The organism is Streptomyces sp. PR69, from assembly GCF_026420845.1.
Lineage (GTDB): Bacteria > Actinomycetota > Actinomycetes > Streptomycetales > Streptomycetaceae > Streptomyces.
On sequence record NZ_JAOWCB010000015.1, the window covers coordinates 32,488 to 55,821 of the forward strand.

At 73.0% G+C, this 23,334-nt stretch carries 19 protein-coding genes; 12 read left to right on the plus strand and 7 right to left on the minus strand.

Annotated features, from left to right (window positions below):
* The first annotated feature begins 108 nt into the window (after nt 1-108).
* From OF819_RS16520 to OF819_RS16545, 6 genes are all read left to right on the plus strand, one after another.
* Nucleotides 109-1,395, plus strand: coding sequence for a prenyltransferase/squalene oxidase repeat-containing protein (locus tag OF819_RS16520; RefSeq protein WP_267244302.1), 1,287 nt, complete (start codon nt 109-111; stop codon nt 1,393-1,395).
* A complete protein-coding gene (locus OF819_RS16525) occupies nt 1,392-2,132 on the plus strand; it encodes an SCO2322 family protein (protein ID WP_416370554.1) in 741 nt (246 codons plus the stop codon). The genes OF819_RS16520 and OF819_RS16525 overlap by 4 nt, the downstream gene beginning before the upstream one ends.
* Nucleotides 2,105-3,439 carry an energy-coupling factor transporter transmembrane component T gene (locus OF819_RS16530; RefSeq protein WP_267244303.1) on the plus strand — a complete coding sequence of 445 codons (1,335 nt, stop codon included), beginning with the start codon at nt 2,105-2,107 and terminating at the stop codon, nt 3,437-3,439. The genes OF819_RS16525 and OF819_RS16530 overlap by 28 nt, the downstream gene beginning before the upstream one ends.
* The gene (locus OF819_RS16535) at nt 3,436-5,250 is read left to right on the plus strand and encodes an ABC transporter ATP-binding protein (RefSeq protein WP_267244304.1); all 1,815 of its coding nucleotides are present in this window, start codon (nt 3,436-3,438) and stop codon (nt 5,248-5,250) included. The genes OF819_RS16530 and OF819_RS16535 overlap by 4 nt, the downstream gene beginning before the upstream one ends.
* An 11-nt stretch (nt 5,251-5,261) precedes the next feature.
* Nucleotides 5,262-6,314, plus strand: coding sequence for an ECF transporter S component (locus OF819_RS16540; protein ID WP_416370559.1), 1,053 nt, complete (start codon nt 5,262-5,264; stop codon nt 6,312-6,314).
* 354 nt (nt 6,315-6,668) lie between these two features.
* Nucleotides 6,669-7,070, plus strand: a complete 402-nt coding sequence (locus OF819_RS16545; protein ID WP_267244305.1) for a transglycosylase SLT domain-containing protein — start codon at nt 6,669-6,671, stop codon at nt 7,068-7,070.
* Between the two features lie 136 nt (nt 7,071-7,206).
* Here the strand turns inward: OF819_RS16545 and OF819_RS16550 are convergent, their stop codons facing one another.
* Nucleotides 7,207-8,379 carry a steroid 3-ketoacyl-CoA thiolase gene (locus OF819_RS16550; RefSeq protein WP_267244306.1) on the minus strand — a complete coding sequence of 391 codons (1,173 nt, stop codon included), beginning with the start codon at nt 8,377-8,379 and terminating at the stop codon, nt 7,207-7,209.
* A gap of 379 nt (nt 8,380-8,758) precedes the next feature.
* On the opposite strand from OF819_RS16550, the gene OF819_RS16555 reads away from it, so the two are divergent.
* Nucleotides 8,759-10,015, plus strand: a complete 1,257-nt coding sequence (locus tag OF819_RS16555; protein WP_267244307.1) for a cytochrome P450 — start codon at nt 8,759-8,761, stop codon at nt 10,013-10,015.
* A gap of 195 nt (nt 10,016-10,210) precedes the next feature.
* Here OF819_RS16555 and OF819_RS16560 read toward each other — a convergent pair whose 3' ends face one another.
* Nucleotides 10,211-11,647 (minus strand): DNA-binding response regulator, encoded by a 1,437-nt coding sequence (locus OF819_RS16560; RefSeq protein ID WP_267244308.1) that lies wholly within the window; start codon nt 11,645-11,647, stop codon nt 10,211-10,213.
* A 251-nt stretch (nt 11,648-11,898) separates the two neighbouring features.
* Nucleotides 11,899-13,959: a bifunctional glycosyltransferase 87/phosphatase PAP2 family protein gene (locus tag OF819_RS16565; RefSeq protein WP_267244309.1), complete on the minus strand. Its 2,061-nt coding sequence runs from the start codon at nt 13,957-13,959 to the stop codon at nt 11,899-11,901.
* 271 nt (nt 13,960-14,230) lie between these two features.
* Between OF819_RS16565 and OF819_RS16570 the strand changes: the two genes are divergently transcribed.
* Together OF819_RS16570 and OF819_RS16575 are read left to right on the plus strand one after the other, a co-directional pair.
* Nucleotides 14,231-14,908, plus strand: a complete 678-nt coding sequence (locus OF819_RS16570) for an O-methyltransferase (RefSeq protein WP_267244310.1) — start codon at nt 14,231-14,233, stop codon at nt 14,906-14,908.
* Nucleotides 14,909-14,989: 81 nt separating this feature from the next.
* Nucleotides 14,990-15,328 (plus strand): antibiotic biosynthesis monooxygenase family protein, encoded by a 339-nt coding sequence (locus OF819_RS16575; protein WP_267244311.1) that lies wholly within the window; start codon nt 14,990-14,992, stop codon nt 15,326-15,328.
* 120 nt (nt 15,329-15,448) lie between these two features.
* Here OF819_RS16575 and OF819_RS16580 read toward each other — a convergent pair whose 3' ends face one another.
* A complete protein-coding gene (locus OF819_RS16580) occupies nt 15,449-17,497 on the minus strand; it encodes an MDR family MFS transporter (protein WP_267244312.1) in 2,049 nt (682 codons plus the stop codon).
* A gap of 462 nt (nt 17,498-17,959) precedes the next feature.
* Here OF819_RS16580 and OF819_RS16585 point away from each other — a divergent pair, with 462 nt between their 5' ends.
* Complete coding sequence (locus OF819_RS16585) at nt 17,960-18,148, plus strand: peptidoglycan-binding domain-containing protein (protein WP_267244313.1); 189 nt, start codon at nt 17,960-17,962, stop codon at nt 18,146-18,148.
* 217 nt (nt 18,149-18,365) lie between these two features.
* Here the strand turns inward: OF819_RS16585 and OF819_RS16590 are convergent, their stop codons facing one another.
* Entirely contained in the window at nt 18,366-19,550 is a 1,185-nt protein-coding gene (locus OF819_RS16590) for a serine hydrolase domain-containing protein (protein WP_267244438.1), read from the minus strand.
* 407 nt (nt 19,551-19,957) lie between these two features.
* Here OF819_RS16590 and OF819_RS16595 point away from each other — a divergent pair, with 407 nt between their 5' ends.
* Nucleotides 19,958-20,608 carry an HAD-IA family hydrolase gene (locus tag OF819_RS16595; protein ID WP_267244314.1) on the plus strand — a complete coding sequence of 217 codons (651 nt, stop codon included), beginning with the start codon at nt 19,958-19,960 and terminating at the stop codon, nt 20,606-20,608.
* A gap of 139 nt (nt 20,609-20,747) precedes the next feature.
* Here OF819_RS16595 and OF819_RS16600 read toward each other — a convergent pair whose 3' ends face one another.
* The gene (locus OF819_RS16600; protein ID WP_267244315.1) at nt 20,748-21,332 is read right to left on the minus strand and encodes a TMEM165/GDT1 family protein; all 585 of its coding nucleotides are present in this window, start codon (nt 21,330-21,332) and stop codon (nt 20,748-20,750) included.
* Between the two features lie 296 nt (nt 21,333-21,628).
* On the minus strand, nt 21,629-22,360 hold the full coding sequence (locus tag OF819_RS16605) for an ABC transporter permease (RefSeq protein WP_267244316.1): 732 nt from the start codon (nt 22,358-22,360) through the stop codon (nt 21,629-21,631).
* 233 nt (nt 22,361-22,593) lie between these two features.
* Here OF819_RS16605 and OF819_RS16610 point away from each other — a divergent pair, with 233 nt between their 5' ends.
* Nucleotides 22,594-23,247 carry an HNH endonuclease family protein gene (locus OF819_RS16610; protein ID WP_267244317.1) on the plus strand — a complete coding sequence of 218 codons (654 nt, stop codon included), beginning with the start codon at nt 22,594-22,596 and terminating at the stop codon, nt 23,245-23,247.
* Nucleotides 23,248-23,334 lie beyond the last annotated feature (87 nt).

Below are 23,334 nucleotides of genomic sequence, written 5' to 3' on the forward strand. Positions count from 1 at the left end.
GCCGTCGGCAGCCCGCCGGCGGTCGGCACCGTCGAGGCATTACGGAGCCGGAGCCCTGGTGCCTTCCGTGTGCCCGTGCCCGGCCCACGCAGGAGAGGCACAGCCGCCATGACCACCGTTCGCCGTCGCAGACCCGCCGTGCTCGCCGCCATCGCCGCCGCCGGGCTGGTCTGCACCGCAGCCCCGGCCGCCGTGGCCGCGTCGCCGTCCCCCTCGCCCTCCGCGGCGCTGCCGTCCGGCCTGTACGGCGCAGGCGACCCCACGTACGACGGCGTGTGGCGGCAGTCCCTGGCGCTGCTCGCCCAGGACACCGTGGGGGTGCGCCCGGCCGCCAAGGCCGTGGACTGGCTGACCGGCCAGCAGTGCGACGGCGGCGGCTTCCCGTCCTACCGCGCGGACGCGACCGGCGACTGCGACGCCCAGCTGCCGCTGGACTCCAACGCCACCGCGGCGGCGGTGCAGGCGCTCGCCGCGCTCGGCGGCGACGGAAACGACGCGGCCGTCGACAAGGGCGTCGCCTGGCTGAAGTCCGTGCAGAACGAGGACGGCGGCTGGAGCTACAACCCCGGCGGGGCCAGCGACGCCAACTCCACCTCCATCGTGATCGGCGCGCTCGCCGCGGCCGGTGAGAAGCCGGAAGCCGTGACCTCGAAGGGCGGCAAGACGCCGTACGACGCGCTGCTGACGTTCGCGCAGCCGTGCGACGCCGAGGAGGCGGGGGCGTTCGTGTACCAGCCGGGCACCCCCGGCCTGGTCGCCGACTCGACGGCCGCGGCGGTGCTCGGCGCGCACGGCGCGGGCCTGGTCGCCACCGCGGGCACAGCCGATGCCAAGGGCCTGACCTGCGCGAAAGCGACCAGCGCCGAGGGCGCGGCGCACAACGGCGCGGTGTATCTCGCGAAGGCCCTCGCCGCGACCGGGCACCTCGACACCCCGCCGATGCCGGGCGCGGAGAACCCGGAGAAGAAGCCGGACTTCGGCAACACCGCCGACGCCGTGGTCGCACTGTACGCACAGGGCCTGGGCGATCAGGCGGAGAAGCCGCTCAAGTGGCTCCAGCAGAACGCGGACGCCTGGGCGAAGGAGAACGGCCCCGCCGCCTACGCCCAGCTGATCTTCGCCGCCCATGCGGCGGGGGCCGACCCGAAGAGCTTTGGCTCGACCGACCTGGTCGCCGCCCTGAACGCGACCGGCCCCGCGCCGGAGGCCGCGTCCCCGCAGGGCTCCGCGTCCGCCTCCGCCGAGGAGAAGAAGGACGAGGACAAGGACGAGGACAAGGACAAGAACGACGACGGCTCCGGTCTCGGCCCGTGGTGGATCGTCGGCGTGTTCTTCGCCGCGAGCGTCGGCGTGGGCTTCCTGCTCAGCGGCCGCAAGAAGAACCGGCAGCAGTGAGGCGGACAGCTGTGGGGCCGACAGCCGTGGGGCGGACAGCCGTGACGCGTCCTCGTCTCGCCGCGTTCCTCGCGTTCCTGTCCGCCCTGTGCGCCGTCGTGACGTTCACCGTGGCGGCCGCCGTCCCGGCGCAGGCCGCCACCGGCTACCGCTACTGGTCGTTCTGGCTGGCGGACGCCGGACGATGGGTGTACGCGAGCGAGGGCCCGGCCACCGCCCGCCCCGCGGACGGCTCGGTGAACGGCTACCGCTTCTCGGTCAGCGAGGACAGCGGCGACTCGGCACAGCCGCGCGAGGCTCCCGACTTCGCGGCGATCTGCGCGGACACGCCCGCGAAGGACGGCGTCAAGCGGGTCGCGGTCGTCGTCGACCCCGGCGTGCCCGCGGACGCGCCCGAGGGTGAGACGGCTCCCGCGCTGCGGACGGCCTGCGCCCGGGTGGCCGAGGACGCGACGAGCGCGGAGGCGCTGGCCGCGGTGGCGAAGCCGCTGCGGTACAACGGCGATGCGCTGCTGTGCGCGATCTCCGGGTACCCGAAGACAGGCTGCGGGGAGCAGGTTTCGGCCGACGGCGACGGCGACAGCGACACCGCAGCCACGGCCACCGCGTCACCCGCCGCCTCTTCTGCCGAAGAGGACGAGGACGGCGGACCGTCGCTCGGGCTGATCGCGGGCGGCGCGGCGGTGCTGCTGCTCGGCGTGGCCGCCGTATGGCAGTCCCGCCGCCGCAGGCCATGAGCCCGGCCGACGCACACCACGGCGACCCGGCCGACGCCGTTGACCGGCCCGACGTTGCCCGGCCCCGGGCAGCCGCCCGGCCCCGGCCAGGCGCACTGGCCCGGAAAGGCGCACTGGTCCGGAAAGGCGCACTGGTCCGGCCAGGCGCCTGGCGGGCACGTCTGCGCGCCCCCGCCGCCGACCGGGCGAACGCCCTGCACGCGGGGGCCTGGTGGCTGTGGGCCGTCGGGCTGGCCGTGGGGGCCTCGCGTACCACCAATCCGCTGCTGCTCGCGCTGATCGTCGCCGTCGCCGGGTACGTCGTCGCCGCGCGCCGCACCGACGCGCCCTGGGCCCGCTCGTACGGGGCTTTCGTCAAGCTGGGGCTCGTCGTGATCGCCATCAGGGTGCTGTTCTCGGCGGTGCTGGGCTCGCCGATCCCGGGGACGCACGTCTTGCTGACCCTCCCCGAAGTCCCCCTGCCCGGCTGGGCGAAGGGCATCCGCATCGGCGGCCGGATCACCGGGGAGCAGCTGCTGTTCGCGCTGTACGACGGCGCGAAGATCGCGACGCTGCTCATCTGCGTCGGCGCGGCGAACGCCCTCGCGAACCCGGCCCGGCTGCTGAAGTCCCTGCCCGGCGCGCTGTACGAGGCGGGCGTCGCGGTCGTCGTCGCCATGACGTTCGCGCCGAACCTGGTCGCGGACGTGGTGCGGCTGCGCACCGCCCGGCGGCTGCGCGGCCGTCCCGCCGGCGGGCTCCGGGCGATCGGGCAGATCGGGCTGCCCGTCCTGGAGGGCGCGCTGGAGCGGTCGGTCGCGCTCGCCGCGTCGATGGACGCGCGCGGGTACGGGCGTACCGCCGAGGTGCCGCCCGCGGTGCGGCGCGCCACGCACGCCCTGACGCTCGGCGGGCTGCTGGGCGTGTGCGCGGGCTCGTACGGGCTGCTGGCCGCGGCCGGCGCGTCGTACGGGCTGCCGCTGATGGCCGCCGGGCTGCTGGCGGCGCTGGCCGGGCTGCGGCTGGGCGGGCTGCGTTCCCCGCGTACCCGGTACCGCCCGGACCGCTTCGGCGTGCGGTCCTGGCTGGTCGCGGCCTCCGGTGCGGCCGTCGCCGCCGCGCTGGTGTGGGCGCGGGCGGCGGATCCGGCGGCGCTGCACCCCGGTGTCGTACCGCCGGTCGCGCCGGCGCTGCCGCTGTGGCCCGCGGCGGCGGTGCTGATCGGGCTGCTGCCCGCGTTCATCGCACCCGCGCCCGCGCCCATGCCCGCATCCGCATCCGCATCCGTGTCCTCTGTGAAGGTGCCTGCGAAGGAGCCACACCAGTGATCCGCTTCGAGAATGTGTCGGTGGTCTACGGCGACCCCGGCGGCCAGGCGCGCACCCCCGTCCTGGACGGGGTCAAGCTGACCGTGCCGGAGGGGGAACTGGTGCTGCTCGTCGGCCCGTCCGGGGTGGGCAAGTCGACGCTGCTGGGGGCCGTGTCCGGGCTGGTGCCGCACTTCACGGGCGGCACGCTGCGCGGCAGGATCACCGTCGACGGCCGTGACACGCGGACGCACCGCCCGCGCGAACTGGCCGATGTCGTCGGCACGGTGGGCCAGGACCCGCTTGCGCACTTCGTCACCGACACCGTGGAGGACGAGCTGGCGTACGGGATGGAGTCGCTGGGCCTCGCGCCGGAGGTGATGCGCCGCCGGGTAGAGGAGACCCTCGATCTGCTGGGGCTGGCCGAACTGCGCGACCGGCCGATCGCGACGCTGTCCGGCGGCCAGCGGCAGCGGGTGGCGATCGGCTCGGTGCTCACCCCGCACCCGAGGGTGCTGGTCCTCGACGAGCCGACGTCCGCGCTGGACCCGGCGGCCGCGGAGGAGGTGCTCGCGGTGCTCCAGCGCCTGGTCCACGACCTGGGTACGACGGTGCTGATGGCGGAGCACCGGCTGGAGCGGGTGGTGCAGTACGCGGACCAGGTCATCCTGCTGCCCGGACCGGGCGAGGCCCCGGTGGTCGGGGCGCCGGCCGAGGTGATGGCCCTCTCCCCGGTCCATCCGCCGGTCGTCGCCCTGGGTCGGCTCGCGGGCTGGTCCCCGCTGCCGCTGTCGGTCCGTGACGCCCGGCGGCGGGCCGCGGAGCTGCGCGACCGGCTGTCGGCGACGGCCCCGGTCCCGCATACCGGGGCGCTGCCGTCCGTCGCCCCGCCGACCGTGGCTGCGTCCTCCACGGCCCCCGCGTCCGCCGCATCCCCCGCGGCCGCCGTGGTCCGGCCCCCGGCCCCGGTCCCGTACGCCCCTGATGCGCGGCCCCGCCCTTCGGGAGTCCTCGGCCGTCTCCTCGGCCGACGCGGACGCGCGGTCTCCCCGCCGCACGAGCCCGTCTCCGCCTCCCGCGACGGGGCCGTCGCGCAGGCCGCGGGCCTCGGGGTGCGCCGCGGGCGGATCGAGGCGCTGCGCCGGGTCGATCTCGCCGTCGCGCCGGGCGAGACCATCGCGCTCATGGGCCGTAACGGGGCCGGCAAGTCCACCCTGCTTGCCACGCTCGTCGGGATGATCGAGCCGACGTCCGGCAGTGTGACCGTGGGCGGCCGCACCCCGCACCGCACCGACGCGCGGGAGCTGATCCGGCAGGTCGGCCTGGTGCCCCAGGAGCCGAGGGATCTGCTGTACGCGGACACGGTGGCCGCCGAGTGCGCGGCGGCCGACGCGGACGCGGGCGTCGCGCCCGGCGCCTGCCGCGCCCTGGTCGGCGCGCTGCTGCCGGGCGTGCCGGACGGGACCCATCCGCGGGATCTGTCCGAGGGCCAGCGCCTCGCCCTGGCGCTCGCGGTCGTCCTGACGGCCAGGCCCCCGCTGCTGCTGCTCGACGAACCGACCCGCGGTCTGGACTACGCGGCCAAGGCCCGGCTGGTCGGCGTGCTGAAGGACCTGGCCGCCGAGGGCCACGCCATCGTGCTGGCCACACACGATGTGGAGCTGGCGGCCGAGCTGGCGCACCGGGTGGTGATCCTCGCGGACGGCGAGATCGTCGCGGACGGCCCGACGCCGGAGGTCGTGATGTCCTCGCCCGCCTTCGCCCCGCAGACGGCCAAGATCCTGGCGCCGCAGCCATGGCTCACGGTCACCCAGGTCCGGGAGGCGCTGTGACCGACGACCCCATGCGGACGACGGTCCGGGCTCCGGCTACCCCCGCTGGTACCGCACCCGCCCAGGCGGCGGCGTCCGATGCGGCGCCGCCATCGGCATCCGGCCCGGAAGCGCCATCCGGCAGCCCGGAGCGGACTGATGCCTCTGCCCCCGATCCGGCCCCTTCGCCGAAGGCAGACCGCGCCGTCGCCCCAGGGCACTCGCCGGAGTCCGGCCCCGCGACGGCAGGTCGCCCGCGGAAGCGGACCCGCGGCGGCGGCGCGCGGCCCATCCGCCTCGGGGCCCGCTCCGTCGTCGCTCTCGGGCTGATCTCCGCCATCGGGGTCGTCGCCTTCGGGTGGCCGCTGCTGGCGGACGCGGACAGCGCGGTCACCGATCATGCCGCCGACGCGCCCTGGCTCTTCGGGGCGCTGCTGCCGCTGCTCGTCGCCGTCGTCGTCGCGACGATCGCGGACACCGGCATGGGCGCGAAGGCGGTGGCGATGCTCGGCGTGCTGGCCGCGGTCGGGGCGGCGCTGCGCCCGCTGGGCGCGGGCACGGCCGGTCTGGAGCCGATGTTCTTTCTGATGGTGCTCAGCGGCCGGGTCCTCGGCCCGGGCTTCGGCTTCGTCCTCGGCTCGGTCACGATGTTCGCGTCCGCGCTGCTGACCGGCGGGGTCGGCCCCTGGATGCCGTTCCAGATGCTGGCGATGGGCTGGTTCACGATGGGCGCGGGGCTGCTGCCCGCCCCGCTCAGGCTGCGCGGGCGCGGCGAGGTGCTGATGCTCGCGGGATACGGCTGCCTGGCCTCCTTCGCGTACGGCACGGTCATGAACCTCCAGGGCTGGGTGCTGCTCCAGTCGGCGGCGAGCAGCTCGGCCGCCTTCCATCCGGGCGCGGCGGTGCACGAGAACCTGGTGCGTTTCGTCGCGTACTGCCTGGCCACATCGCTGGGCTGGGACCTGGGGCGGGCCGCGCTCACCGTCGTGCTGACGGTGCTGCTCGGCTCCACGGTCCTCAAGGCGCTGCGCCGGGCCACCCGGCGCGCCGATTTCGAGGCGCAGGTCACATTCGAGCCGCGCTGAGGGGCGGTTGAGGGGGTCCGGAAGGGTCCCGGGCGGGTGAGCCGTCTCACGGGACGTTGGTCCTCTACGGCCTGGCTTCGTAGTCGTACGGGGCGGGCCGGGCGGCCCTTCAACCCCACCCCCACCAGGCGAAACACCCCCTATACCAGGGGGGAGGGCTTTTGTCCCGTACTTCCCGTATATCGCCTTCTCCCTCGTATTTCCGTAGTGAGCCCGCTCACGGCGCGGGCCCCGACGCCTGCTTTACAACTGTTCGAGTCGCCAGGCGGCGCAGGGCTTCGAGCCCGGCGTACGAGCCCCGCTCAGCCACGCCGCTCATGGCGACTCCCCATGCCCCCGACGTTAGGTATCGCTTTGTCCCGCTCGCTGATCAACCGCTTCACCGCCCGCCAGAAGACCGTCGTCGCAGGCGCCGCTGTGCTCCTGGGTGCGGCAGGCGCGGTGATGGGGTCGACCACGACGGCCGCCGCTGCGACCCCGCAGCAGATCGCCAAGCAGATGATGCCCGCCGGCCAGTTCCAGTGCTTCAGCAACATCGTCGAGCGTGAGTCCGGCTGGGACCACACCGCCACGAACTCCTCCTCGGGCGCGTACGGCCTGGTGCAGGCCCTTCCGGCCTCGAAGATGGCCTCTGCGGGCTCCGACTGGAAGACCAACCCGAAGACCCAGATCAAGTGGGGTCTGGACTACATGAACGACCGCTACGGCAGCCCGTGCGGCGCGTGGAACTTCTGGCAGGCGAACCACTGGTACTGAGCCAGACGCTGAGCCCGGCGCCGGACTGAGCCGCTGACGGCGCAGTCCGGCGGTACGAGGGCCCCGGCGACCGACCATCCCCCTGGTCGGCCGCCGGGGCCCGTTCTGTTGTCCACCTGTCGTCTAGGCCAGTCGTCTAGGCCAGCCGCTGGATGATGGTTCCCGTCGCCAGCGCCCCACCCGCGCACATCGTGATCAGCGCGAACTCCCGGTCCCTGCGCTCCAGCTCATGCAGCGCCGTGGTGATCAGCCGCGCGCCCGTCGCGCCCACGGGGTGGCCCAGCGCGATGGAGCCGCCGTTGACGTTGACCTTCTCCAGGTCCTGTTCGAAGACCTGGGCCCAGCTGAGCACCACGGAGGCGAAGGCCTCGTTGATCTCCACCAGGTCGATGTCCTTGAGCGACATGCCCGCCTTGCCGAGCACCGCGCGGGTCGCGTCGATCGGGCCGTCAAGGTGGAAGTGGGGGTCCGCGCCGACGAGCGCCTGCGCGACGATGCGGGCGCGCGGTCTGAGTTTGAGCGCCCGGGCCATGCGCTTGGACGCCCACATGACCGCCGCCGCGCCGTCGGATATCTGGGAGGTGTTCCCGGCGGTGTGCACGGCGGTGGGCATGATGGGCTTGAGCCTGCCCAGGGCCTCCATGCTGGTGTCCCGCAGCCCCTGGTCGCGGTCGACGAGCCGCCACATGCCCTGGCCCGCGGCCTGCTCCTCTTCCGTGGTGGGGACCTGGACGGCGAAGGTCTCCCTCTTGAAGCGCTCCTCGGCCCAGGCGGCGGCCGCGCGCTCCTGCGAGATCAGCCCCAGCGCGTCGACGTTCTCCCGCGTCAGCCCGCGGCGGCGCGCGATCCGCTCGGCGGCCTCGAACTGGTTGGGCAGATCGACGTTCCACTCGTCGGGGAACGGCTTTCCCGGGCCGTGCTTGGAGCCGCTGCCCAGCGGCACCCGCGACATCGCCTCGACTCCGCAGCTGATGCCGATGTCGATGACCCCGGTCGCCACCATGTTCGCGACCATATGGCTCGCCTGCTGCGAGGAGCCGCACTGGCAGTCGACCGTGGTGGCGGCCGTCTCGTACGGCAGGCCCATCGCCAGCCAGGCGGTGCGCGCGGGGTTCATGGACTGCTCGCCGGCGTGGGTGACGGTGCCGCCGACGATCTGCTCGACGCAGTCGGCGGGGATGCCGGTGCGGCCGAGGAGTTCACGGTAGGTCTCGCCCAGCAGATAGGCGGGGTGGAGATTGGCGAGCACCCCGTGCCGTTTTCCGATGGGGGTGCGTACGGCTTCGACGATGACGGGTTCCGCGGCCATAGAGCTCGTCCTCTCCTGCGCATCCGCCATGGGTGCGCATCGGCGGGGGCGTCCCGGCGCCACACCGCGAGCGAACTAGTACACGTTCTAGTTCTCTCAGCAGTCTGGAGAGGCTTACCCGCGGTACGCAAGGCCCGTGCACGCCTTACGCGCACCTGCGCCCGCCCAACGCCCGCCCGGCGCACACCCAACGCGCGCCCGCGCACGGCATCTCCGCGCAACGGCCGCCGCCGCGACTCTTGCCACTTGCGGAACCCGTTACTACCTTGCGAACTAAATCTGATGGGCCGTCAGACAGTCCGCGTCGCGCCCGCGTCCGGCCGGCGGGGTCGCCTTCCGCACCGGCAGCCCGACGCCTCCGCCAGTCCTGGAGTTGCCCATGCCCCCCTGCCCCCGCCTTCCCCAGGGATTCGACTTCACCGACCCCGATCTGCTCCAGACCCGCATCCCGCACCCGGAGTTCGCGGAAACACGCACGACCGCGCCCGTCTGGTGGTGCGCCCAGCCGACGGGGATCTCCGGCTTCCAGGACTCCGGATACTGGGCCGTCACCCGGCATGCCGACGTGCGGCACGTCTCCACCCATCCCGAGCTGTTCTCCTCGAACACCAACACCGCGGTGATCCGGTTCAATGAGTCGATCAGCCGGGACCGGATCGACGTCCAGAAGATGATCATGCTCAATATGGACCCTCCCGAGCACACCCGGGTCCGGCAGATCGTGCAGCGCGGCTTCACCCCGCGGGCGGTGCGCTCCCTGGAGGACGCGCTGCGCCGCCGCGCCCGCTCCATCGTCGAGACGGCGCTGGCCGACACTGGGCGCTCGCCGCACGGCAGCTTCGACTTTGTCACCAACATCGCCGTCGAGCTGCCGCTCCAGGCGATCGCGGAGCTCATCGGCGTACCGCAGGAGGACCGCGCAAGGATCTTCGACTGGTCCAACAAGATGGCGGCCTACGACGACCCGGAGTACGCCATCACCGAGGAGATCGGCGCGGAGGCGGCGCTGGAGATCGTCTCGTACGCGATGAACCTCGCCGCCGCCCGCAAGGAGTGCCCCGCCAAGGACATCGTGACCCAGCTGGTCGCCGCGGAGGGCGAAGGCAATCTCTCCTCCGACGAGTTCGGCTTCTTCGTCATCCTGCTGGCGGTCGCGGGCAATGAGACCACGCGCAACGCCATCAGCCACGGCATGCACGCCTTCCTCACCCACCTCGACCAGTGGGAGCTCTACAAACGGGAACGCCCGCAGACGGCGGCCGAGGAGATCGTGCGCTGGGCCACGCCGGTCGTCGCCTTTCAGCGCACCGCCACTCAGGATGTGGAGCTGGGCGGGGCACGGATCGCCAAGGGCGACCGGGTGGGGATCTTCTACTCCTCCGCCAACTACGACCCCGAGGTCTTCGACCGCCCCGAGGTCTTCGACATCACCCGCGACCCGAACCCGCATCTCGGCTTCGGCGGCGGAGGCCCGCACTTCTGCCTCGGCAAGTCCCTGGCCGTGATGGAGATCGACCTGATCTTCAACGCGATCGCGGACGCCCTCCCGGACCTGCGGCTGGCGGGCGAGCCGCGGCGGCTGCGCTCAGCCTGGCTCAACGGCATCAAGGAACTCCAGGTCAGCACGGGCATCTGACGCCCGCTTACACGTGGGAGGCAGGGGCTCATCCCCTACGCCCCGCCCCTGCCGCCCGCCGAACCGCGCTGTCTCCGCGGCGCGTGCACCACGCGTCCGTTCGCGCGTGTCCGCCCCGCCGCGTGTGCCAGCCCCGCCGCGTGTGTTTGCCCCCGGCCACAACTGGCCCGGCGCGCCGGGCGCTCCGGGCGCTCCTCAGCCACGCGCCAGGGCGTCCAGCCGGGACAGGTCCCCGGCCGCGCCCAGGCGGGCGAACTCCGCGCGCGCGGCGGCGAGTTCCGCCGCGGCCGTCTCCGTGTCACCGGCCGCCCGGCAGGCCAGGGCCAGCGTGGCGCGGGTGCGGGCGGCCTCGTACGGGATCTCCAGGGCGGACCAGAGACCGAGGGCCCCGCGCAGCACCGGTACGGCGGCCCGCGCGTCGCCCTCGGCGAGCAGCACGGCGCCCGTCGCCTGCGCGGCCGCCGCCCGCGGCTGGGGCGTGCCGAGCAGCGCGCCGACCGCGGACAGCTCCTCGGCGGCTCTGCGCGCCGCCGCCAGGTCAGAGGACGCCAGCATGATCTCCGCATACGCGGGCAGGAAGCGGGCCCGCTCGACGCCGCCGCCGTCCGGCATCTCGTCCGCAAGCCGCAGCACGGCCGCCGCGGCCGCGTCCGTGCGCCCCTGCGCCAGCCGCAGCAGGGCCAGCTCCGGCTGCGGATCGGCTCCGGCGTCCGCCGCCCGGCGGAACTCCGCCTCGGCGTCGTCGTACGCGCCGCGCAGCCGGTGAAGCTCGCCCAGCAGACGCCGGGCGGCGGCCTCGGGCCCGCCCGGCGCGGCGCACGCGCGGTGCGCCTCGGCCAGCGCGTCCGCCCAGTCGCCGCGCAGAGACAGCGTCTCGGCGCGGTGCAGCAGCCACCTCCCCCGGTATGGAACAAGCTGCGGCTGCCCCGCGCACCAGCGGCCGAGCGCCTCGGTCCACGTCCGCGCCCCCCGTACGTCGAGCATCTCCCGGCAGGCTTCGACGCGGCCGCAGCGGGCCTCCCCTGCGACCGCCGGGGAGACCTCGTCCGCCACGACAGCGACCATGGCCTCGTCGAGCAGGGCGCTGCCCTCGTCGGCCCTGCCGAGGCGGATCAGCGCCCGGCCCACACCCTGGCGGGCCAGAGTGAGCAGATCAGGGTCCCGGAAGCGCTCCCCGGCCTGGGACGCCTCGCCGAAGGCGGCGTACGCGCGGGCGGCGTCGCCTTCGAAGAGGGCCTGCAGGCCGGTCAGACAGCGCAGATATCCCCGCTCGGCGCAGTCGGGCCGGCCGTCCTCGTCGAGGAGGCGGCGGGCCCGGCCCGCCCAGCCGCTCGCGCGCGGGATGTCACCGGCGGCCAGCAACCGGTAGGCCAGCCAGAAGGCACAGCGGGCGGCGCGCGGCCGCTCGCCCCGGAGCAGCCAGGCGTGGTGGGCGCGGATCCAGGTCTCTTCGCTGCCGAGATCCTCGCCGGCCAGATGCGCGGCGACGGCGAGGCGCTCCAGGTCCTCGGGGCTCAGCGGGGCGGCCAGGTCGGCGGCGGCAAGCTGCGCCTGGGCGTCGTGCCACGCCCGCTGCGCGAAGGCGGAACGGCCGCGGTCGAGCGGCGGCGCGTGGGGGGCCGTGGGGGCCATGCCGCCCTTGTACCACGCCGGGCGGAGGGCCGCCTGCGGACGGCGGGCCGCGGCCCCGGGTGGCGGACCGGACGGCGGGGGCGGATCCTGACGGAACGCGGCGATCCACCCGGGGGGCCGCCCATGCAGGCGCGCTCCCCGGGCCAGACGTCAAGGCCGCACGCGTCACGGCCCGTACATGAGGCACGTACACGCCACGGGCCCGTACGTCAGCCCCGTACACGTCACGGACCGTACGTGAGGCACGTACGTTACGAGGCGACGCCGCCCGCGCCCGCCCGCGCGATGTCCTTGTCTGCCGGCCCTGCCGGCTCCGTGCGGCCGGCGTCCTGCCGTGGGCTCCCGGGCCCCTCCGACGGCGGCGGCATCAGCTGCCGCCGTCCGGACAGCGCGTATGTGAGCCCGAAGCCCGCCGCCACGACGGTCGCGCCGCCCACCGCGTCCAGGACCCAGTGATTGGCGGTGGCGACGATGGCGCAGACGGTGAAGAGCGGGTGGAGCAGCCCCAGCAGCTTCATCCACAGCTTGGGCGCGAGGACGACCGCCACCACACCGCACCACAGCGACCAGCCGAAGTGCAGCGACGGCATGGCCGCGTACTGGTTGGTGACCGCCGTCATCGCCCCGTAGTCGGGGTTGGCGAGGTCCTGCGGGCCGTGGACGGTGTCGATGAAGCCCAGGCCGGGCATCAGCCGCGGCGGGGCCAGCGGGAAGAGCCAGAAGCCGATCAGGGCGAGCAGCGTGGCGAAGGCGAGCGAGGAGCGCGCCCACCGGTAGTCGGCGGGGCGGCGGGCGTAGAGAATCCCGAGGATCGTCAGCGGGATGAGGAAGTGGAAGGACGTGTAGTAGAAGTTGAAGAAGCCTTCCGCCCACTCGATCTTGACCACGGCGTGGTTGACGGCGTGCTCGATGTCGATGCCGAGCGCCTGCTCGACGGAGAGGATCAGCCTGCCGTGCTCCTCGGCCGCGCCGACGCTGCCCGTGGCGGCGAGGCGGATCTGTGAGTACACGGAGTAGCCGACCCTTATCGCCAGCAGTTCGAGCAGCAGATTCGGCCTGCTGAGCACGCGCCGCCAGAACGGCAGCAGGGGCACCCGGCGCCAGCGGGAGGCGACGGGGGTCGCGTACCGCGTGGGCACGGGGCGGCGGAAGTACGGGGAGTCGAGCGTCAGGAAGGGCACGGCGCAGGCGGCGGCGAGCGCGGCGATGAGCAGGGCGTTGTCCCGTACGGGGTGCAGCACGGCGAGGTTCGGCAGCAGCATCTTGCCCGGCAGGGTCATCGCCAGCACGATCAGCACGGGCCACAGCATCCGGTCGGACGCCCGCTTGCCGACCCGGCCGACGACCGCGAGCAGCACCCACAGCAGCTGGTGCTGCCAGGCGGTCGGGGAGACGGCGACGGCGACACAGCCGGTCAGGGCGACGGCCAGCAGCAGCTGCCCGTCGCGGGCATAGCGGACGGCGCGGCGCAGCCCGACGAAGCACACGGCTGCGGCGAGGGCCGCGTAGAGCGCGATCTCCAGCGGCCCTTCGAGGCCGAAGCGGAGCAGCGCGCCGTGCAGAGACTGGTTGGCGAGGCTGTCGGGCCGGGCGCCGAGCCCGGCGCCCGCGAGATGGTGCACCCAGTACGTCCATGAGTCGCTGGGCAACGCGGCGGCGGCGAGCGCGGAGCAGGCCGCGAAGGTGCCGACGGCGCTGACGGCGGCGGTGCGGCGGCCGGTCAGCCACAGCAGGGGTGCGAAGAGCAGCACGGTGGGCTGGAGGGCCGCGCCGACGCCGATGAGCAGGCCGGCGGACCGCTCGCCGCGCGCGGCGAAGCAGCCGAGCAGCACCAGCAGGACCGGGATGATGCTGGTCTGGCCGAGGTGGAAGCTGTTGCGTACGGGCAGCGACAGCATCAGCAGACTGATGGCGACGGGCGCGGCCAGCAGTTTGCTGCGGCGGGACACCGGGATGGGCAGGGCGCGGGCGGCGACCAGGCCGAGGGCCACGACGAGGAGCAGGGTGCCGAAGGTCCACACCACTCCGAACGTCTGTTCCGCGGAGCGTGCGAAGGGTTTCAGGACCAGACCGGCGAAAGGGGTGCCGGTGAATGTCTCGGAGTCGTACAGCGATCCGCTGACGTGCAGCACGCCGCCCTCGCCGATCCAGGTCTCCAGGTCCACGAGCCGCTCGCCGGGCGGCGAGGTGAGGACGGCCGCCGTCTGCCGTATGGCGAGCACGGCGGCGACGGCCCAGAGGAAAACCCTGGCCAGGGCCATCCTCGATACCGTCGTCGCGCTGCCGTTCACGCTGTGCTCCGCGTTCGCCACGTCGCGCCGCGCCTCCCCACGTCTGTGATCCGATCCCGAGTCGATAGAGCCTCGCACTCCCCCGGGACAGAGACTCAGGCAACCCCCACTTCGCCTGACTGTCACCCCGTTTTGACCGGAAGTCTGTGATCGCAGGCAGACATACAAGACCATAAGCCCGATCGGGTGACCTCTCATCCGCAGTCTCCGGGGCAGCGCCCCCGGGGGCGGAATCCCCGGGGCGGCCGGAAAGCACCGCTGTGCCCACCTGGCCTGGCATAGGTTGGACGCCATGACTCAGGAGCAGTGGAACGCCGTCGACGCCTATCTCACTGACACGCTCATCCCGGACGACCCGGCCCTGGACTCCGCCCTCGCGGCGAGCGACGCCGCGGGTCTGCCGCAGATCGCCGTCTCGCCCCCGCAGGGGAAGCTGCTGCACCTGCTGGCACGGACGCAGGGCGCGCGCCGTGTGCTGGAGATCGGCACCCTGGGCGGCTACAGCACGATCTGGCTGGCCCGTGCGCTGCCGCAGGACGGCGGCAGGCTGATCTCCCTTGAGTACGACCCCGCCCATGCGGAGGTGGCCCGCTCGAACATCGCCGCCGCCGGACTTGACAAGATCGTCGAGGTGCGCACGGGCGCGGCGCTCGACACGCTTCCGCGGATCGCGGCGGAGCTGACCGAGGCGGACCGGTTTGATCTGGTCTTCATCGACGCCGACAAGAAGAACAACCCCCGCTATGTGGAATGGGCGCTGCGGCTGACCCGCCCTGGCAGCCTGATCATCGTGGACAACGTGGTGCGCGCGGGCCGGGTGACCGAGACCGGCGGCGGCGACGAGGCGATCGAGGGCACCCGGGAGATGTTCGACCTGGTGGCGCGGGAGCCGCGGCTGGACGCGACCGCGGTGCAGACCGTCGGCACGAAGGGGTACGACGGCTTTCTGCTGGCGCGCGTCGTGTCCTGACCTGTTCCCCGCCTGTCCCCGCCTGTCCCCCGGGCGCTGGGTCGGCGCCGGCCCTGGCTCGATGTAGGGCAGGATGGCGTCATGAGCATCGTGAAGATCAATGTGCTGACCGTTCCAGCCGAGCAGCGCGAGGTGCTGGAGAAGCGATTCGCCTCCCGCGCGGGCATGGTGGAGAACTCCGACGGCTTCGAATGGTTCGAGCTGCTGCGCCCCGTCGAGGGCACCGACCAGTACCTCGTCTACACGCGCTGGCGCTCGGAGGCTGACTTCCAGGCCTGGATGGACGGCCCGATGCGCGCCGCCCACCAGGGCCGCGGCGACCAGTCCGGTGAGCGCCCCAAGCCGGCGGCCACGGACTCCACGGTCTGGACGTTCGACGTGGTCCAGCAGGCGGCCCCGGCGACGCCCACGGCCGGTTGACCGTGTGGTCCATCACGGCCAGTCAGTCCGGCACGGCCGGGCGGCTTCAGCGCCCCGGGCCGGCGTCGTGGTCGACGCCCGTCCAGCCGGGGCCGGGCGGTCGACAGGACAGGCGGCCGGTCACAGGGAGTGGTCCCGCTTCGCCTCCCCCTCGTACGGCCGGTCGCCGTCCGAGCCGCAGAGTTCGGCGTTCAGTTCGCGGACCAGCTGGATCAGGTCCGTGGGGCGGTCCGGGCCCCACCAGTCGCCGAGGAGTTCGGAGAGGGACTCCTCGCGGGCGTGGGAGAGGCGGCCGGCCGCCTCGGCTCCCTCGTCGGTGAGCATCAGCCCCAGGCCCTCGCGGCGCGCCAGGCCGCGTTCCTCGATCTGGCGGGCGGCATCGGTGATCGTGCGCAGCGGGACGGGTGTGGTGTCGGCGAGGAGCGCGGGCTCCACCACGCCTTGGCGGCGGATGCGCAGCAGCAGCCAGCCGGCGGCGGGCAGCAGGTCGAGGCCCGCGCGTTCGGTGATCCGGACGTAGATCTCACGGCGGCCTTCGCGGGAGCCGAGCACCGACAGGGCGCGGGCCACCTCGTCGTGGGAGGAGCGTTCGACGGGGTTGGAGGCGAGCGTCTCGGAGTGCTCGGGCGCGGTGACCGAGGCGCGCAGCCGGTCCTCCTTGAGGAACCAGCAGACCAGGAAGGAGACGGCCACGACCGGCGCGGCGTAGAGGAAAACGTCGGTGATGGACGTGGCGTAGGCGTGCAGGACGTCCGGCCGCAGCTCGGCGGGCAGCCGGGCGATGGCGCGCGGATCGGCGGCCAGTTCGGCCGCGCCCGCGCCCTGCGGGACCGGCTGCCCGGCCAGGGCGGCGGCGAGCTTGCCCTCAAGCCGGTTGGTGAAGACCGTGCCGAAGATCGCCACGCCGAAGGACGCGCCGATGGAGCGGAAGAACGTCGCGCCGGAGGTGGCGACGCCCAGATCCTCGTATCGGACGGCGTTCTGCACCACCAGCACCAGTACCTGCATGACGAGCCCGAGGCCCGCGCCGAAGACGAAGAAGTACGCGCTGATCTCCCAGGTCGCGCTGGACTCCTTCATCTGGTGCAGCAGCACAAGCCCGATGGCGGTGACGCCGGTGCCGGCGATCGGGAAGACCTTCCAGCGGCCGGTGCGGCTGACGATCTGCCCGGACAGCGTGGAGGTGACGAGCATGCCCAGCACCATCGGCAGCAGGTGCACCCCGGACATCGTCGGCGACACGCCCTGTACCACCTGGAGGAAGGTCGGCAGATAGGTCATCGTCCCGAACATCGCGAAGCCGACGACAAAGCTGACGGCCGCGACCAGGGTGAAGGTGCGGATGCGGAACAGCTTCAGCGGCAGCACCGGCTCCACGGCCCGCCGTTCCACGGAGAGGAAGGCCACGAGCAGTACGGCGCCGAGGACCGCGAGCGAGACGATCTGCGCCGAGCCCCACGCCCAGGTCGTGCCGCCGAGGGAGGCGATCAGGACCAGACAGGTGGCGACCGAGGCGATGAGGAAGGTGCCCAGGTAGTCGATGGTGTGGCGGGTGGGGCGCGCCGGGATGTGCAGTACGGCGGCGATGACGGCCAGCGCGACGGCCCCGATGGGCAGATTGATGTAGAAGACCCAGCGCCAGCTGAGGTGTTCGGTGAAGAAGCCGCCGAGCAGCGGCCCCAGCACGCTGGTCGCCCCGAAGACCGCGCCGAACAGCCCCTGGTACCGTCCGCGTTCGCGCGGGGAGACGATGTCGCCGACGATCGCCATGGACAGCACCAGCAGTCCGCCGCCGCCCAGGCCCTGGAGGCCCCGGTAGGCGATGAGCTGCGGCATGTTCTGGGCGACGCCGCACAGCGCGGAGCCGACGAGGAAGATGACGATCGCCGCCTGGAAGAGCTTCTTGCGGCCGTACTGGTCGCCGAGCTTGCCCCACAGGGGGGTGGCCGCGGTCGAGGCGAGCAAATAGGCGGTGACGACCCAGGAGAGGTGGTTCATCCCGCCCAGCTCGCTGACGATGGTCGGCAGGGCGGTGGCGACGATCGTCTGGTCGAGGGCGGCGAGCAGCATGCCGAGCAGCAGCGCGCCGATGGCGACCAGGACGCTCCGCCGGTTCTGCCCTTCCCCGGGGGCCGGGCCCACAGCCGGCGTGCTCACTTCCTGGGCCATGCGAGTCTCCTCGGGTCCGCCGTGTTCCTCTCCATCGTGGTGGGTCTGGCCGGTTATGGCCTGCCGAGTACGGCGGGGCGGCCTGGGGCCTCCGGGGCGGCGGTTGCCTCATCGCTCGCAATTCAAGGGAGGGGACCGTCGTGATGACGCCGAGCAGTTGTCCGGAATGCGGTGCGGCGGCGCTGGTCGGCGCGGACGGCGCGGCGCGGCCGGACTGTGACTGCGCCGTACGGGCGGTGGCGGCCATGCGGGCGCGACGCCAGGCCGAGTTCGATGCGGCGGAGGACTTCCATCCGCTGCGCGTCCGCCCGTATGTGACGCTCCAGGGGCTTCAGGCCGACGAGGGGGAGCGGCTCCCGGGCGGCGGCGCAGGCGAGGAGAGGGGCGACGGGCGCGGTCTCGACGTCCACGGCCCTGCAGCCCGGCGGCGGCACGCTGCGGCGCGGCGGCAGCGGCCCCGAGGTGCGGGAGCTCCAGCTGCGGCTGAAGCAGGTCGGGCTGTTCCATGGCCGCCCGGACGGCGAGTGCGACGGGGATGTGGAGAGCGCCGTGCGCTTCTACCAGTGGGACCGGGATGTCGCGGGCGACCCGGAGGGGGTGTACGGACCGCGGACGCGACGGGCGCTGGAGGCGGAGACGGCGGCGCCGTGAGGGCCTCGGGAGGCACGCGAGGGGCCAGCATGAGAGGGGACGGCGGAGGGCCCGGCAGGGGGGATGGACCGGCCGGTTTTGCACCCCGCCCCGGATTTTGTACCATCGAAAAACAAAGTGGCTCCGCGCGCACCCCCTGACCGGCGCGTGGAGCCACTTATGTGTTCGACGGGCGGCCAGGGCCGCCCAGGCCGCCCTGGCCGCCCGCGCCGCTCCGTCAGCGCAGGATGTTCAGCATCGCGTCGCCGCCGCCCCGCAGCTCCGACCGCGACCGCTTCTCCGGCTTGACCCCGCAGTACTCGGCCTCCAGCACCGACTGGGTGTCACCGCCCCAGTCGCCGTTCAGATTGAACGCCACGGAGTGCCGGCCGTCCTTGGTCGTGGTCGCCACGGACAGGGAGCCGTGGATGCCGCCGCTGTGGCCCCAGAGCTCCGTGCCGCAGGACAGCTTGTGCTTGATCAGCCCGAGGCCGTAGCCCGCCTCCGGCCAGCCCTCCGCGTCGACCGGCACGGCAGTCAGCATCTCCTTGAGCTGCGCGGGCGGCAGCAGCCTGCCGCGCATCAGGGCGGAGTAGAAGCGGTTGAGATCGGCGGAGTCGGAGATCATCTCGCCGGCCGCCCAGGCGCCGGAGGGGTTGAACTCCGTGACGTCATAGGTCGGGCCTGAGGTGTTGTCGAACCAGAGCTTGGAGTAGCCGCGTCCGCTCGGCCAGGGCATGCCGGGGTCGGTGCCCGGCACACTGGTCGCGCGCAGACGCAGCGGCCGGATGATCCGGTCGCGGATCTCCTCCCCGTACGGCTTCCCCGTGGCCTTCTCGATGATCATCCCGGCCAGCGCGTAGTTGGTGTTGGAGTACGACCAGCCCGTCCCCGGTTCAAAGGCCGGCTTGTGCCGCATCGCGACCTCGACCAGTTCCTTGGGGGTCCAGGTGTCGAAGCGGTGCTCGAAGAACCCCGGGGCGACGAAGTGCGACTGCAGCTCGGGGTCGGCGGTGTAGTTGTAGATGCCGCTGGTGTGGTTGAGGAGCTGCCGGATGCTGATCTTCGTACCGTCGTGGCCATTGCCCTTCACCAGGCCGGGCAGCCAGGCGTCCACCGCGTCGTCGAGCCGGAGCTTGCCCTCCGCCTCCAGCTGGAGCACCGTCGTGGCGACGAACGTCTTGGTGATGCTGCCCACCCGGTAGCGGTCATGGAGCCCGCGCGGGCGCTGCGTCCGGATGTCGCCCACGCCCGCGGTGCCGCCCCAGACGCGGTACCGCTCCCTGACCTGGGCGGTCACTCCGGGGATGCCATGCTCGACCAGGGCGTCCAGGGCCTGCTGGGTGGCACGGTGCGAGCCGCGCCCGGCCGCCGCGGGCTCTTGTGCCGCGGCGGCCGGCTGGACGAGGGCGACGGCCGCCAGGGCGGCGGCCGTGAGGCCGACGGTCGCGGTGCGTACGGCGGTCGCGCGCCGACGCGTGGACGGAGTTGCGGACGCGGACGTGGACGTGGACGTGGATGCGGGAGAAGGTGCGGGTGCGGGCGAGGGCACTGCGGACTCCTTGTCACCGAGGGTCACCGTCGTCGATGTACGTCGATGCACACGGCCCTGGGCCGTGCATTCGGTCACAAGGACTCCGCACGAACAGGTCGGAGTTGGCAAGATTCAGGCCACTTAACGCCACTTGACGGCAAAACCACCCGCGAGGGTGAACGAGCAGCGAGCTGGCATCCGCACCCTCTTTGTTTGTATCGTGATGAAACAAACCGGGGACGAGTATCCGCACACGCGACAGGACGGCCACTTTGCCCAGCTCAGCCACCAGCACAATGCCCATCGGCGTGTTCCAGGCCGCGCTTCTCGACATGGACGGCACCATCGTCAACTCGGACGCCGTCGTGGAGCGCTGCTGGCGCAGATGGGCCGTCGACCACGGGCTGGACCCGGAGGAGGCGCTCAAGGTCGTCCACGGCCGGCAGGGGTACGCCACCATGGCCGTCCTCCTCCCCGACCGCCCCATGGAGCAGAACCACGCCGACAACCGCGCACTGCTCGCCCAGGAGACCGCCGACACCGAGGGCATCGTGCCCATCCCCGGCGCTCCGGCCTTCATGGCCGCCCTCGCCGGGCTCCCGCATGCGCTGGTCACCTCCGCGGACGAGGCCCTCGCCCGGGCGAGGATGGCGGCGGCCAGGCTCCCAATGCCCCGTGTGCAGGTCACCGCGGAGCGCGTCGGGGCGAGCAAGCCCGACCCGGAGGGGTTCCTCAAGGGTGCGGCGGAGCTCGGTTTCGACCCGGCGCACTGCGTGGCCTTCGAGGACTCCGAGGTCGGCATCGCGGCGGCCCGCGCCGCGGGCGCACACGTGGTGGGCGTCGGCCCGCGCGCCGCGGCGCACGCCCCGGACGTGCATGTGCCGGACCTCACGCGCATACGGGTGACGCCCCGGCCGGACGGCGCGTTCGAGCTGAGCCTGATCTGACACGCGGTCAGCAGGGACGGCCCGAGCCGCGAGGGGGCGGGCCCCGTACACCGGTCCGGCACGCCGACCCCGTACACGGGTCCGGTACGCCGGTCCGGCACGCCGGCGCGGTCCCGGCTCGGCCCGCCTCCGCCCGCCGCTACGCCGCGACCGCCTCGTACAGGCTGAACCCCGCCAGCACCAGCATCAGCCCCGCCGCAACCTTGGTGATCAGGTGCAGCGGCACATACCGCATCAGCGTGCGCCCGCCGAGGATCCCGATGCCGGCGACCGCCCAGAGCGCCAGCACGGCGCCGAGCCCCACCGACAGCGGGTCGTCATAGCGCGCGGCCAGGTTCGCGGTCATGATCTGCGTCAGATCGCCGAACTCCGCGACGAGGATGAGCGTGAACCCGGCCCCGGAGACCTTCCAGAAGGACTGGTCCGCCGGGGCCGGCACATTCTCCTCCGCCCCGCCGCCCTTCTTCATCAGCAGCATCAGAGCACCAGCCAGGAACAGCAGCCCCACAGTTGTCTGCACCAGCCGCTGCGGCAGCAGGGTCAGCACGCTGCCCGCCGCGACGGCGAGGGCGACATGCACGGCGAACGCGGCGGCGACGCCCGCGAAGACATAGGAGGCCCGGTAGCGGGTGCCGAGCATCAGCCCGGCCAGCGCGGTCTTGTCGGGCAGCTCGGCAAGGAAGACGACGCCGAAGGCGATCGCCAGGACGGTGAAGCTCAGCACGGGCAGTGGTTCCTCAATCGGTCGGGACGGCGCGGCCCCGCCGAGAGACCTTCAGCAGACTCAGAAGCTGTCCAGGGGTCGCTTCGGCACGGCAACGCCCTCACATGAGCATGGACATTGCGGCCGAAGGTCTCGCTGGCGGACTTTCCGGGACTCATCCCGCCACACCGGGACCCGTCCCGCCGTGGACTCCGCCTCCGGGCGCCGGCTGAGCGAACTCAGCAGTATGTCGACGCATCCGGCGAAGAGCTACTCCCCTTCTGCTCCGTTCAGGGTACGCCATGGCGCGCGGGCCCTCAGCCGCGGTGGATGCGCCCCCGCGCCGCCAGCTCCAGCACCGCCGCCACCGCCACCGTCTGCACCGCCATCAGCGCCACCAGCACAAACAGCTGCACGGCCCCCGCGTGCAGGGGTGACGCCCCGCCGAGCAGCATCCCGACGAACGCGCCGGGCAGGGTGACGAGGCCCACGGTCCTGGTCTGGTCGAGCCCCGGCAGCAGCGCGTCGGACGCGGCCGTGCGCGCCACTTCCAGCCGGGCGTCGCGGTCCAGGAGCCCGAGGGCCAGCCCCGCCTCCACCTCGCCCCGCCGGGCCTCCAGTTCGTCCAGGGCGCGCCGCCCGCCGAGCACCGTGGCCGTGAGCGCGCCGCCGATGAGGATGCCGGTCACCGGGATCAGCGCGATGCCCTTGAGCGGCACAAGCCCCGTCAGCAGCAGCGCGACGACGGGCACGACGCTCGCGGCGATCGGCAGGGCGGCCCAGCGCCAGGTGCGGTTGGGGGTGATGCGACGGCCCGCGGTGCGTACGGCGACGGCGTACATCAGCGCCAGAAACCCCAGCAGCAGCGGCACCGAGCGGATGACCCACCCGATCACCAGGGATACGGCGGTGAGCTGGACGGCGGCGCGCACTCCCGCGACGGCGATCTCCCGTGACCGCCCCAGACGGGCCGCGGCGGCGACCGTCGCGGCAACGGCGAGGAGGACGGCCAGTACGGCCCCGAGGGTGAGGTTGACCGGCAGCAGCACGCGGCAACCCTATGCCCGGCACTGCCCCGGGACGCCTCTGCGCCACGTCAACCACGCGCGCGGGGACGGCGCATGGCGAGCAGTCAAAAATCGCCAGAACCCTTGATGTGACGTGTCCATGTCGTCATCTTGTCACCTGGCGCATTCCCCCAGGAAACCTGGCGCCGACACGATGGCCGGGCCCTGCGAGGGGCGAGTACCGGCCAACATTCCCCCACTGCCCTGGAGTTCACATGTCAGGTGTCTACGCGCGTCATGCCGCCCGCGCCGGTGTGCTCGCCGCCTCCGTCGCCCTCGCCGCAGCCGCCGGTCTGGTCACGGCGCCCACGGCCCAGGCCGCTCCGCCCGCCCCGGTCAGCGCTTCTGTCGCACGCTCGTACCTCAGCTGGCTGACGGTCGAGGCGGAAGGTTCCTCCAGCGGCTACAGCCGTGACAAGTTCCCGCACTGGATCACCCAGTACGGCTACTGCAACACCCGCGAAGTCGTCCTCGAACGCGACGGGGCCTATGTCGAGCAGGCCGCCAACTGCTCGGCGGTCAGCGGCAGCTGGTACTCCCCGTACGACGGCGCGACCTGGTACGCCGCCTCCGACGTGGACATCGACCATGTCATACCGCTCGCCGAGGCCTGGCGCTCCGGCGCGAACTCCTGGACGACCTCCGAGCGCCGGGCCTTCGCCAACGACCTGTCCAACCCGCAGCTCATCGCGGTCACCGACAACGTCAACCAGTCCAAGGGGGACAAGGACCCGGCGGAGTGGATGCCGCCGCGCGGCTCGTACCACTGCTACTACGCCCGTATGTGGGTGGATGTGAAGTACGAGTGGGATCTGTCCGTGGACCCGGCGGAGAAGAACGCGCTGCAGTCGGTGCTGAACGGCTGCTGACGGCTGCTGACGGCTGGTGACAGCCGCTGATGCCCGTGCGGGGCCGGTGCGCCGGAACCGCCGCCCGCCTCCCCGTCGTTCCGTACC

Bases quoted from the DNA above. Each gene is read 5' to 3' on its own strand.
- OF819_RS16520 (WP_267244302.1), top strand. From the start codon at position 109: ATGACCACCGTTCGCCGTCGCAGACCCGCCGTGCTCGCCGCCATCGCC.
- OF819_RS16530 (WP_267244303.1), top strand. From the start codon at position 2,105: ATGGCAGTCCCGCCGCCGCAGGCCATGAGCCCGGCCGACGCACACCAC.
- OF819_RS16540 (WP_416370559.1), top strand. From the start codon at position 5,262: ATGCGGACGACGGTCCGGGCTCCGGCTACCCCCGCTGGTACCGCACCC.
- OF819_RS16550 (WP_267244306.1), bottom strand. From the start codon at position 8,379: ATGGCCGCGGAACCCGTCATCGTCGAAGCCGTACGCACCCCCATCGGA.
- OF819_RS16555 (WP_267244307.1), top strand. From the start codon at position 8,759: ATGCCCCCCTGCCCCCGCCTTCCCCAGGGATTCGACTTCACCGACCCC.
- OF819_RS16560 (WP_267244308.1), bottom strand. From the start codon at position 11,647: ATGGCCCCCACGGCCCCCCACGCGCCGCCGCTCGACCGCGGCCGTTCC.
- OF819_RS16570 (WP_267244310.1), top strand. From the start codon at position 14,231: ATGACTCAGGAGCAGTGGAACGCCGTCGACGCCTATCTCACTGACACG.
- OF819_RS16575 (WP_267244311.1), top strand. From the start codon at position 14,990: ATGAGCATCGTGAAGATCAATGTGCTGACCGTTCCAGCCGAGCAGCGC.
- OF819_RS16580 (WP_267244312.1), bottom strand. From the start codon at position 17,497: ATGGCCCAGGAAGTGAGCACGCCGGCTGTGGGCCCGGCCCCCGGGGAA.
- OF819_RS16595 (WP_267244314.1), top strand. From the start codon at position 19,958: ATGCCCATCGGCGTGTTCCAGGCCGCGCTTCTCGACATGGACGGCACC.
- OF819_RS16610 (WP_267244317.1), top strand. From the start codon at position 22,594: ATGTCAGGTGTCTACGCGCGTCATGCCGCCCGCGCCGGTGTGCTCGCC.